This is a genomic window from Pradoshia sp., assembly GCF_051873915.1.
Classification (GTDB): domain Bacteria; phylum Bacillota; class Bacilli; order Bacillales; family Pradoshiaceae; genus Pradoshia.
Map to the genome: position 1 here is coordinate 84,015 of NZ_JBJEFJ010000133.1, position 11,764 is coordinate 95,778.

8 protein-coding genes are annotated in these 11,764 nt (G+C 46.3%); 4 read left to right on the forward strand and 4 right to left on the reverse strand.

The window, feature by feature from the left end:
• The first annotated feature begins 3 nt into the window (after window positions 1-3).
• The gene (locus ACI35L_RS12315; RefSeq protein WP_439803016.1) at window positions 4-414 is read left to right on the forward strand and encodes a GNAT family N-acetyltransferase; all 411 of its coding nucleotides are present in this window, start codon (window positions 4-6) and stop codon (window positions 412-414) included.
• Window positions 415-462: 48 nt separating this feature from the next.
• On the opposite strand, the gene ACI35L_RS12320 is transcribed toward ACI35L_RS12315, so the two are convergent.
• On the reverse strand, window positions 463-1,248 hold the full coding sequence (locus ACI35L_RS12320; protein ID WP_439803002.1) for an SDR family oxidoreductase: 786 nt from the start codon (window positions 1,246-1,248) through the stop codon (window positions 463-465).
• Window positions 1,249-1,407: 159 nt separating this feature from the next.
• Here ACI35L_RS12320 and addB point away from each other — a divergent pair, with 159 nt between their 5' ends.
• Both addB and addA read left to right on the forward strand, forming a co-directional pair.
• The gene (gene addB / locus ACI35L_RS12325) at window positions 1,408-4,887 is read left to right on the forward strand and encodes a helicase-exonuclease AddAB subunit AddB (RefSeq protein WP_439803003.1); all 3,480 of its coding nucleotides are present in this window, start codon (window positions 1,408-1,410) and stop codon (window positions 4,885-4,887) included.
• Window positions 4,880-8,596: a helicase-exonuclease AddAB subunit AddA gene (gene addA / locus ACI35L_RS12330; RefSeq protein ID WP_439803004.1), complete on the forward strand. Its 3,717-nt coding sequence runs from the start codon at window positions 4,880-4,882 to the stop codon at window positions 8,594-8,596. The genes addB and addA overlap by 8 nt, the downstream gene beginning before the upstream one ends.
• 250 nt (window positions 8,597-8,846) lie before the next feature.
• On the opposite strand, the gene ACI35L_RS12335 is transcribed toward addA, so the two are convergent.
• Window positions 8,847-9,377: a GNAT family N-acetyltransferase gene (locus tag ACI35L_RS12335; protein WP_049671847.1), complete on the reverse strand. Its 531-nt coding sequence runs from the start codon at window positions 9,375-9,377 to the stop codon at window positions 8,847-8,849.
• 218 nt (window positions 9,378-9,595) lie between these two features.
• Between ACI35L_RS12335 and ACI35L_RS12340 the strand changes: the two genes are divergently transcribed.
• Entirely contained in the window at window positions 9,596-10,147 is a 552-nt protein-coding gene (locus ACI35L_RS12340; protein WP_439803005.1) for a GNAT family N-acetyltransferase, read from the forward strand.
• A 66-nt stretch (window positions 10,148-10,213) separates the two neighbouring features.
• On the opposite strand, the gene ACI35L_RS12345 is transcribed toward ACI35L_RS12340, so the two are convergent.
• Both ACI35L_RS12345 and ACI35L_RS12350 read right to left on the reverse strand, forming a co-directional pair.
• Window positions 10,214-11,449 (reverse strand): DUF438 domain-containing protein, encoded by a 1,236-nt coding sequence (locus tag ACI35L_RS12345; RefSeq protein WP_439803006.1) that lies wholly within the window; start codon window positions 11,447-11,449, stop codon window positions 10,214-10,216.
• Between the two features lie 5 nt (window positions 11,450-11,454).
• The gene (locus ACI35L_RS12350) at window positions 11,455-11,685 is read right to left on the reverse strand and encodes a DUF1858 domain-containing protein (protein WP_049671844.1); all 231 of its coding nucleotides are present in this window, start codon (window positions 11,683-11,685) and stop codon (window positions 11,455-11,457) included.
• Window positions 11,686-11,764 lie beyond the last annotated feature (79 nt).

Here is an 11,764-nt window from a genome sequence, read left to right on the forward strand (position 1 = left end):
GTTATGCAGCCGAAGCAAATGTATATTCGAAGGTTTGAAGAAAAGGATTTCTTCCATATACAGCAGTTAAATGAAGAGGAAGGATGGACGAATCTAGCAGGGAAATCCGAGGAGACAAAAGCTGCCTGGAAACATTCTGATGTCGCCTTCGTAGCTGAATGTAATGGAGTGATGGCCGGGTATATGCGCGGTCTTACAGATGGGGTGGTCACCCTTTATGTATGCGAGCTGCTTGTGAAGAAGGAGTACCGCGGCTGTGGTATTGGAAAAGCCCTACTGAAGCATGCCCATAGCTTCTATCCGAAGACGCGGATGGAGCTGCTGGCCAGTTCAACATCCAAAACCTATTATGAACAGCTGGGATTCCGCTCGTTCAGCGGATATAGAATCACGATGCCAGAGTGGGAAAAATAAAAACGCCAGCGGGAGAATACCTTGATCCCGCTGGCGTTTTCATTTTGTCTAAATCGTATCTTCCCATATCTTTTGTTCATAATCCTTGACCTGCTTCTCAGAGCGTTCCGGCCAGACGGTGCGGAAGGCATGATGCTCAGCCGGGATGACCTCAACCATTTTCGCAATCATATCCTCAGGGGCAAATTGCTTTTCGAACACCTCGGTTCCCTTGGCGTATTGCTCTCGCGTGGTGAAGTGAATCTTAGGGCCGTACCATTTCCACGGTTCCTCAACCATGCGGTCATTGAATCCGGTTTTGTATGGCCCGGGATTGATGGTGGCAACCTGGACACCGAATGGTTTCAGTTCTTCCTTCATGGATTGGGCGATGGCTTCAAGAGCGTGTTTTGTGGCCGAATAGGGACCGAGATAAGGAGCGGCACTTAAGCCGGCAATTGAGCTGACGAACACGATTTTGCCGGATTGCTTTTGCACAAATTTTCGTGCAGCAATTTGGGCCGTTTTTAAGGTGCTGAATACATTTGTCTCAAATAAATCCTTCAGACGCTGGACTGGAATCTCAGCAATCGGTCCTCCTTCGCCTAGTGCGGCATTGGCAACGAATATGTCAAAATCACAATGCTCCATTGCCCTCAAATCTCCTGGGTCATTAATATTGACCTTCATAACCTCAAGCTCAATTCCCTTTTCCTTTGCTTCTTCTCTTAAAGAGGTGACTTGGCTGGTGATTTCAACGGTTGCAATCACGCGGTGGCCTGCCTGTGCCAGTCCAAGGGCTGTTCCACGACCGAGTCCGGTACCTGCTCCGGTGATGAGTATGCTTTTGCTCATTCGATTTCCTCCTAATATGGTTTTGTGTACACTTCCCTAATTCCCTGTTGCTGGAAATAAAAAACAGAATGTTTGTTTGCATTTTTGGGGTTTGAATGCGTGAGCGGAAGAGGTGATATGGTAAAATAGACGATAGGTATGTAAAGGGGGAGTTGAGAAATGTCTTTACAATTCTATATTGGTAAAACAGGCACGGGGAAGACCACGGCCATTTTAGATGAAATTCGGACCAAGCTGGCAGAAGATCCAGAAGGTCCTTCTATTATATATATCGTACCAGACCAAATGACCTTTCAGGCTGAGCTTGAGCTGATTAACACACCTGGACTTGGCGGGATGATCCGCACCCAGGTGTTCAGCTTCAGCCGTCTCGCCTGGAAGATTCTGCAGGAGACAGGCGGGATGGGGCGCCGGCATTTGAGCAATGTCGGGGTCAATATGGTTATTCGCAAAATCCTCGAGGAAAAGAAGGATGAGCTGACGACCTTTAAGCGCTCCAGCGATAAGCAGGGCTTTATCGCTCAGCTAAACGAGATGCTGAAGGAATGCAAGCGTTACTGCCTTACGCCTGCTGAAATGGCGGAGAAATCAGAAGGAGAGCTGTCACCGATTCTTCGCTCCAAGCTGGATGACTTAACAGCGATTTATGAGGGCTTTGAACAAGAACTTACAGGCAAATATGTCGATACAGAGGATTACTTCACCCTGCTGATGGAGAAAATCCCGGAATCCTCCTATTTACGTAATGCAGATATTTATGTGGATGGATTCTACAGCTTTACGACACAGGAATACGGCATCCTGGCAAGCTTAATGCAAACCTGCCGCAATGTGACGGTTTCCTTAACGCTTGATCAGCCATTCAAGAGCGAGATGCCGGACCCTCTCCATCTGTTCCGCATGACAGGAGAGACGTATTTTGATCTTTACCAGATTGCTCAGGATAATGGTGTGCCGATTGAAGAGGATCGCCTATTTGTTGAGCCGCATCGTTTTATTGAGAATGAATCTATGCAGCATTTGGATCAATGGTTCGCGAACCGTCCGGCCCCTATCTTTGAAGGGGAGGCTCAATTTGAGTTCTGTCCATCAGGCAATCGCCGTGCAGAGGTAGAGGGCATCGCAAGGAAAATTCTGAAATCGGTACGTGAAGGGTATCGTTATCGGGATATTTTTGTCTTAACGCGCAACAGTGGGGAGTATGCAGAAGTGGTGGAGACCGTATTCACCGATTACGGCATTCCTTTCTTCATTGATGAGAAGAGGCCGATGCTCAATCACCCGCTTATTGAACTTATTCGCTCCACGATGGAGATTCTCTCGACAAACTGGCGGTATGAGCCGGTTTTCAGGGCCATTAAGACGGATTTATTATTTGCCGAAGGCTCCGATTTGAAACAAGCGCGAGAGAAGGCAGCTGTTCTTGAAAACTATGTGCTCTCAAGAGGATATTACGGGGACCGCTGGACGAAAAAGCAGACTTGGACGTATAAACGTAATCGCGGCCTTGAACTAGTCGATACGGTTCAGACCGATGCAGAATTAAAGATGGAAGCAGAAATCAATGCCATCAAGGAAGAGGTAGCTGAACCGCTCCGCCGTCTCGTGAACCGAATTAAGAAGGCGAAGCTCGGAATTGACTATGCCCAAGCCTTCTATCAATATCTTGATGAGCTGGCTGTACCAGCCAAGCTTGAGAGGCTTGCGGAAATGGGAGAAGAGGAAGGGCAGCTCACCAATGCGGCCGAGCATGGACAAGCGTGGAATAGTGTCATCGATTTGCTTGACCAGTTTGTCGAGATTGCCGGTGACAGGCCGATCACGATGAAGAATTTCACGGCGATTATGGAGAGCGGGATTGAAACGCTGAATTTCTCCTTAATCCCGCCGTCACTTGACCAAGTCGTTGTCACGAATCTCGATTTATCACGTCCACAAAACGTGAAGATTGCTTTTATTGCCGGTTTAAATGAAGGCGTCATCCCATCGAGAATGAGTGACGAGGGCATCCTGTCAGATGCGGACCGTGAAACACTGCAGTCTGCTGGACTGAAGCTTGCGCCGACCTCTAAGACCAAGCTTTTGGATGAGGAATTTGCTGCGTATAAAGCATTCTTGCTCGCATCAGATTATACGTATTACTCCTATCCGCTTGCAGATGATGAGGGCAAGCAGCTCCTCGCCTCATCCTATATCAAGCGAATCAAGGATTTATTTGCCCATAATAAAGAAACCTTCTTCGTTCATGACCCGGCAGAAATGAGTGATGAGCTCCAGCTTGAGTATATCGTTCATACGAGATCGACACTTTCCTTCCTTGCCGGCCAGCTGCTGCAGAAGAAGAAAAACTATCCTGTTTCTGATATTTGGTGGGATGTTTACAATGAATACCGCCAGGACGGTCCAATGAAAGACCAGGCGGCCTTCGTTCTCTCTGCTTTGTCCTATGAGAACAAGGCGAAGAAGATTCCTGATGAGAAGGCTCAGGAATTATACGGGGAAACCATCCAGGGAAGCGTCTCAAGGATGGAGCTCTTTAACAGCTGTCCATTTGCTCATTACACATCCCACGGACTCCGGCTGCGCGACCGTGAAGTGTACAAGCTGGAGGCGCCGGATATAGGAGAGATGTTCCACGGAGCGCTTCAGTGGATGACAGAACAAATCATCAAAACTGGAACGACATGGGGAGCAATGACGAAGGAGCAATGCTTAGAGCTTGCCCGCCAGGCGGTCGAACTGATGGCACCAAAGCTGCAAAATGAAATTCTATTATCCTCGAACCGGTTCCATTATTTGAAGAGGAAGCTCGAGCATGTTGTCGGCCGGGCATCCATCACCTTGAGCGGTCAGGCAAGAAACAGCCAGTTCTCCCCGATTGGGCTGGAGCTTGGTTTCGGGAAGCGGGGAGATTTGCCGCCATTAACCTTCTCCCTGAAGAATGGAACGAAGATGGAGCTTGCCGGACGGATTGACCGAGTGGACCGGGCTGATGTGGGAGATGGAACGTATTTACGTATCGTTGACTATAAATCGAGCTCCAAGGATTTGAATTTCACGGAGATTTATTATGGGATTGCCCTGCAGATGCTGACTTACTTGGATATTGCTGTCACACATTCACCGCTGTTGGTCGGCAAGCAGGCAAAGCCAGCCGGGGTATTGTACTTCCACGTCCATAACCCAATGATTAAGAATAATGGCGTCTATACGCTTGAACAAATAGAACGAGAAGTATTCAAGAGCTTCAAGATGAAGGGCCTCTTGCTTGGCGATGATGAGGTCGTCAAGATGATGGACTCTGATTTAGAGGGCGGAGAATCACTGATTGTACCTGCAGGTTTCAAGAAGGATGGAACGTTCACTGCCGCCTCCAAAATTGCGAGCGAAGAGGAGTTCTCGCTTCTGAGCAAGCATATGAAGAAGATTTATACAGATACCGGAACAGCAATCACAAGCGGGGTCTCAGACATTAAACCATACCGGCTGCAGAATAAGATGCCTTGCACCTTCTGCCAGTATAAAACCGTCTGCCAATTTGACCCGTCTCTTGAGAGCAATGATTATCGAATATTAAAACCAGCTAAGAAGGATGCCATCTTTACTGCATTGAGAGAGGAGGAAGAAGCAGATGAATGAACGAACACCGTTGCCAAAAAAGCCCGCTGATGCGCTTTGGACAGATGACCAGTGGAAGGCCATCGCCTCAGACGGCAGTGATATCCTTGTTGCTGCCGCTGCCGGGAGCGGGAAGACAGCCGTCCTTGTTGAGCGGATCATAAAGAAGGTCATCTCTGAGGAAAAGCCGCTCGATGTTGACCGCCTATTAATAGTAACCTTTACGAATGCTTCAGCTGCTGAGATGCGCCACCGGATTGCGGAGGCGCTAGAAAAGGAAATTAAGCGCCAGCCTGGTTCAAGACATTTACGCAAACAGCTTGGGCTTTTGAATAAGGCTTCCATTTCCACGCTTCACTCCTTCTGCTTGGAGATTGTCAGAAGCCATTATTATTTGCTCGACATTGACCCTGGCTTTCGAATCGGCGATGCGACAGAAATGGAGCTGATTCGAGATGAGGCATTAGAGGACATGCTTGAGGATGAGTATGGCATTCCAGATAATGAGGACTTTTTCCGACTTGTGGATGCTTTTACAGATGACCGAAGCGACCGGACCATCTTGGAAATTATCCGCAGGCTCGATGATTTTGCCCGCTCTAATCCTGATCCTAGTGCATGGCTGAATGGTTTGGCTGACATGTATAATGTCGACCCGTCAGCGAAGATTGAGGAGCTGCCATTTTATCCGGTGCTTGAATTTGATATTAACATGCGTCTTCAAGCAGCGAAGGAAATGATTGAGGAGGGGTACCAATTAACCCTTCTCCCTGAGGGTCCGGCTGCTTTGGGGGAAACCTTCAAGGCGGATGAGACTGTGATTGACGGCCTTTGGCAATCCGTGCAAAATGGCTGGTCAGCGATGTCTGAAGCCTTTAATGGGGCAGCCTTCGTAAAGGCAAAATCCATCCGTAAAGGCACATGCGATGAAGCTCTTGCCAAGCGGGCGAAAACGATTCGCGATAATGTGAAGAAGTCCATTAAGGCGATTGCTGATGACCTCTTCTTCAGGAAAGAAGAGAGCTTCATCAAGGACATGATAGACATGAAACCGTATGTCATCACGCTTGCGCGGCTTGTTCAAGCATTCCAGCAAAGATTCACGCAAGCTAAGCTTGAACGAGGCATCGTGGATTTCTCAGACCTTGAGCATATGGCTTTAGAAATCCTTGCAACAAAAGAAAATGGGGAATGGATTCCAAGCAATGTTGCCCTTGAGTACCGGAAGAAGTTCAAGGAAGTGCTCGTCGATGAGTATCAGGATACGAATATGGTCCAAGAAACTATCCTGCAGCTTGTGACCGAAGAGGGAGAAGCTGCAGGCAATATGTTCATGGTCGGGGATGTGAAGCAGTCTATTTACCGCTTTCGTCTTGCCGAACCGAATTTATTCATGGGTAAATACGGCCGATTCCTGCCCGTGCCGGAAGATAGCGGAATGAAAATCGACTTGAACAAAAACTTCCGCAGCCGGCGCGAGGTGCTTGCCGGGACGAACTTCTTATTTAAGCAGCTCATGGGCAAAACGGTTGGTGAGATTGATTATGATGAAGCGGCTGAGCTGAAAAAGGGAGCGGCTTATCCGGAGGAAGAGGAGTACCCCATTGAGCTCTATCTGATTGATAAATCAGAGGAGACGATGGAAACGGCTGACGGCGAAGAGGATGAGGATATGGAAGCCGTCCTTCTGGAAGCAAGGCAGATGGCGGAAATCATTAAAACATTGATCGAGGAACGCCGCAAAATCTATGATGCGAAAACAAAAACGTACCGTAATATTACTTATCGGGACATTGTCATCCTGCTTCGTTCCATGCCATGGGCACCAGCCATCATGGATGAGTTCAGGGCACAGGGAATCCCGGTCTATGCAGATCTATCGACTGGTTATTTTGAGGCGACTGAAGTAGCAATCATGATTTCCTTGCTGCAGGTCATCGATAATCCATATCAGGATATCCCGCTTGCCTCTGTATTGCGCTCGCCAATGGTCGGGCTGAATGAAGAGGAGCTGGCTGATATCCGCATCACGATGCCAAAAGGAACCTTTTATGAGGCGCTGAAGGAATACTGCTGTAAGGGTTCTGCAGAGAAATACGGCTCTGCCTTTACAAGGGTGCAGACCTTCTTTAAGCAGCTTGATATATGGCGGACAGAAGCTCGCCAAGGGGCTTTATCAAGCTTGATTTGGCAGCTTTACCGTGATACGGGCTATTATGATTTTGTTGGCGGAATGCCCGGAGGAAAGCAAAGGCAGGCCAATTTACTCGCACTCTACACAAGGGCACGGCAATATGAGGAAAGCTCCTTCCGTGGTATCTTCCGTTTCCTTCGCTTCATCGACCGGATGAGGGAGAGGGGAAGTGACCTTGGAGCAGCAAGGGCATTAGGTGAACAGGAGGATGTTGTCCGCCTGATGACGATTCACAGCAGTAAGGGTCTTGAATTCCCGGTTGTCCTTCTTGGCGGCCTGTCTAGGAACTTTAACCAAATGGACCTCCGGAAATCATATTTGATTGATAAAGACTTGGGACTTGCCTTCCGTTACGTGAATCCGGAGCTGCGTCTCACATACCCATCCTTGCCGCAGATTGCCTTTAAGAAAAAAATGCAGCTAGAGAATATTTCAGAGGAAATGCGGGTTCTCTATGTGGCTTTAACACGTGCCAAGGAGAAGCTGTACTTGATTGGAACCGTCTCAGATGGCGTGAAGGCACTCGATAAATGGTCTGCCTACAGCAAGAGGGAGGATTGGCTTCTTCCCGATTATGTACGTGCCAATGCGGTTTCCTATATGGATTGGATTGGTCCTGCTCTCTGCCGTCATCAATCCGTGACAGAAGGGGCAAGCGGCGAGGTTGCCGAGCATCCTTCTAGATGGCAGGTTCATCTTCGGGGGGGAAGCTCGCTTCAATCCGTCAAGGAAGAGGAAAGCTTGGAGACAAAGCAATTGTTTGAATCCATTCAGCAAATGGAGCCTGTCCCGATTGAATCGAAGTATCATGAACATGTCAAACGACAGCTCGCATGGGAATACGAATATACAAGTGCGACTGGAGAACGGTCGAAGCAATCCGTATCCGAATTGAAACGAATGAATGAGCCCGAGGATCCGTACAGTGCAGCAACGCTCGTCAAAGCCCGGTTCAAGCAAACGAACCTAAAGCGTCCGTCCTTTATACAGCAGAAGAAGATGACACCTGCCGAACGCGGGACATTGGTCCATCTTGTTATGCAGCATATTGATGCACGCGAGCCGGTGAATGAAGAGTCTATTCAGACCTTGGTGGAAAGGCTTGTTATGAAGGAGTTCATTACGAAGGAGCAGGCAGAGGCAATTGATGCCGCTCAGCTACTTGGCTTCTTTGAAAGTGAAATTGGACAGCGAATGAAGCACGCGAAAGAAATCCGTAAGGAAGTACCATTCACGATGGCTTACCCAGCAAGGGAAGCCTATCATGATTGGGACGGCGGGGATGAGAATATCCTCGTGCAAGGGATTGTTGACTGCCTGTTCGAGGATGAAAATGGCCTCGTGCTCGTCGATTACAAAACCGATGCTATTACCGGCCGCTTCCCGAACGGATTTGAAGAAGCAGAAGAAGTATTGAGGGCGCGTTATGTGAAGCAGATTGAACTATACACACGCGCATTGGAGCAAATATTGAAGAGAGAGATTAAGGAGAAGTACTTGTTCTTCTTTGACGGCGCCCATTTCATTAAGCTATAGGCGTTTATATAAAGGCTGTCATGCATGAATGATTGTGCATGGCAGCTTTTTTATTTTACTCAAATCTTTTAGCCAGCTGTCCTTCAGTAAAATAGCTATTATGGTACTAATCTTTTTTGTTCTGGCTTATCTGATACGCAAAAGGGTATTAATAGCGGTTTACTCTGTCAATAAACAGAGGCGATTGATAGGACAGGAATCTAAGAAAAAAAGCCTATATTCTCTCTGAATAAGGCTTTTCACTAGTAGGTTAATCCGTTATTAGCTTCGAATACATATTTAAATCAATCAATAGGCCTTTTGATTTCTCGGATTTTCGTAAGGTGCCTTCAAACTGGAAATGCAGCTTTTCCAACAGTCTTATGGAGTTGCTGTTTTCAGGCTCGACTTTTGCTTCGACTCTATTGAAATGAAGCGTATGGAATGCATAATCCACTAAGCAGTTAATGGCCTCCCCGGCATAGCCTTTACCCCAGTATTCCTTCCCAAGCTCATAACCAATTTCTGTTTTTAAGTTTTCGAAGTCTAAGAAATTGAAGCCGCAGGAGCCTATTATTTGATTTGACTCTGCATGAATAATCGAATAACGAATAGCTTTACCTTCTTGGAAGAAGCCGTCGAGCATAGCAATGATGTCTAGTGCCTCACGTTCTTCCGTTAAACGAGTGATATTCATGAACCTGGTAACTTCCCGATCAGACCAGATTTTAAATAAAGCAGTGGAGTCTGAAGCTTTTATTTTTCTAAGTATTAATCGTTCCGTTTGTAATTCGGTAATCAATATTTTTCCCTCTATTTTCTTATTTCCATATCTGGAGCTTAACATTTTGCATAGGTCAGTCGCTTCATGCATTGGAATAGCGCTATTATATACAATAAAAATGCATTTGGAAATAGAAATGATGGAAGTCTTTTTTCAGCTGTTGGACAGATTATCTGAAGGAAATAAACGACATCACCTAGAAGTACAATAGAAGAGTGAATTTAGGGGGAGTTAGTATGTATTGCGGGGTTGATGGACTGGTGATTCGGCCAATTATGGAGCAGGACCTGCCAATATTATGGTCATTAATTTATAAAGAAGAGTCTCCTGAATGGAAAAAGTGGGATGCTCCATACTTCGAGCATAAGCAAATACCGTTAGAAGAATATTTAGCTAAAAAAGATCAGATTATCGGTCAAGATAAACAGTGGGCTATTGAGGTAAAAGGCGAGGTGATTGGAACCGTCAGTTATTATTGGGAGCATCAGCCATCCCTTTGGCTGGAAATGGGGATTGTCATTTATAATCCGAGGTATTGGAATGGAGGGTATGGGACTAAGGCTCTCCGTCTATGGACCAATCATTTGTTTAATACCCTGCCATTGGTCCGAGTAGGTTTTACTACTTGGTCGGGGAATGAACGGATGATTTGTCTTGGTGAAAAGCTTGGCATGACGATGGAGGCAAGGCTTCGGAAATGTCGTTACTATAATGGAAGGTATTATGATTCCATCCGAATGGGCCTTTTAAGAGAAGAATGGGAGTTGAATGCATTGTTTCATTCATAAGCTGTTAAGGGAAAATATCGTTCATATAAAACAGGGAACCTTCAAATAAGAAGGTTCCCTGAAATCTTAATAGGATAGAATGCGTTTTTCTCCCTCAATTTCTTGGATAGGCGTGATATTCTGGGTGAATTCAAGCGTCCCTTTATATGCGCCTTCTGCATCTCGGACGGCAAAATAACGGATAAAGATATACTTGTCCTTGAATTTAATCCAGAAATCCTCACTATCCTTCAGGCCGGATTTAAAGTCGTGCAGGAGCTGCTCAACGACATGGACGCTTCTTGGGGGATGGCAGTTCTGCACCGTTCTGCCGATGACGGCCTTTGTCCGGGTGAAAATCCGTTCCTTCCCGTGAGAGAAGTAGCGTACAACATCATTTTCGTCAATGAAGGTGATGTCTACCGGCAAGTGGTTGAGCATTAATTCTAACTGCTCAACGGATAGTACGCCTGTTTCCATCTTAATGAATCCCTCTGACATGGCGGAGCCGGCCAATGCTTTTCTTTCAGGCTTCCATTCTGCTGCACCGTTAATTAGGCAGAATCCGATTACGTCACTTTCATGGGCAATCTTCATCCATTCATCCTCTGTCAGATGCTGAAGAGCCATTGGGAAGAGGATGTTTTCCTCTTTGAAAATCATTTCAGATACTTCTCGAATAACAAAATCCATTGTATTCATCAGGAAGTCCAAACCAGTGCCGTCATAGACTGTTAAAGCCTGCTTGGCAGCCTTAATGGCATCTCGGATTCGGTCATCGACACCCCACATGACTTGGGTAGGACCTAATATGCCATATTTCTCGAGATAAGGAAGCAAGAGATTTTCTTTACGGCTGTAATGTTTATCGATATCGAGCAGAAGATTTAAGTCCTCTAGCAGCTTAAGTGCGTTTTCCTGGCTGTCCTCTTTTAAGAAGCGCTCATAATGCAGCTGAATCTTGAAATTAACGAGCATGTCGATTTCTCTGTTCTCAAGCTTAAATGTATGGACTGGGTGGCCTGGCTGTTCCTCTGGTTTGCTGCTTCGGTGGATTTCTTCAATTCCTCCTTTAAATACAGCGGTGTGTACGGAGCAAAGACGCTGGACTTCTGAGACGGGGATACCCTCTTCTTCGATAAGTGCTTGTTCAAGCTGAGAGATCTCTTCAACAGAAATAGTACCTGCAGCCTTTTCAAAGAGCTCCTTTACTTCGTCGACACTGCGTCCGTTATGCAGATCGATGATGATTTCTTTTAGAAGTTCCTGACGCTCGGTTTTTGTTAATTGAGTTTGTTCACGATTATTGATTAGTTCGCTCATTTCAATCAATCCTCCATTAATGTGAATCCATGCTGTTCAAATGTTTTTGCAACCATATCGAATGGGATGCCTCTCATTTTGCAGCCTTTCTCAATCGTCATAACCTTGCCGGCTGTCTGGAGCAACCCTGGTTTATTAATATGTGTAAATCCCAGTTCACTCATAATCGAGATTACCTCAGGATGTTTTTGACAAATGTCATATAATGAGTTATTCAGTTGAATGATTTTCATCATTATTTCACCTCTTTAATACTGAACCTTTATGTAAAAAGTAGCATGAATTAAATGGATTGAATGTGACCGGCATCACATC

What these genes read in the sequence shown, in the direction of transcription:
- addB (WP_439803003.1), top strand. Translation starts at nt 1,408, where the DNA reads ATGTCTTTACAATTCTATATTGGTAAAACAGGCACGGGGAAGACCACG.
- ACI35L_RS12350 (WP_049671844.1), bottom strand. Translation starts at nt 11,685, where the DNA reads ATGATGAAAATCATTCAACTGAATAACTCATTATATGACATTTGTCAA.
- ACI35L_RS12315 (WP_439803016.1), top strand. Translation starts at nt 4, where the DNA reads ATGCAGCCGAAGCAAATGTATATTCGAAGGTTTGAAGAAAAGGATTTC.
- ACI35L_RS12340 (WP_439803005.1), top strand. Translation starts at nt 9,596, where the DNA reads ATGTATTGCGGGGTTGATGGACTGGTGATTCGGCCAATTATGGAGCAG.
- addA (WP_439803004.1), top strand. Translation starts at nt 4,880, where the DNA reads ATGAATGAACGAACACCGTTGCCAAAAAAGCCCGCTGATGCGCTTTGG.
- ACI35L_RS12320 (WP_439803002.1), bottom strand. Translation starts at nt 1,248, where the DNA reads ATGAGCAAAAGCATACTCATCACCGGAGCAGGTACCGGACTCGGTCGT.
- ACI35L_RS12345 (WP_439803006.1), bottom strand. Translation starts at nt 11,449, where the DNA reads ATGAGCGAACTAATCAATAATCGTGAACAAACTCAATTAACAAAAACC.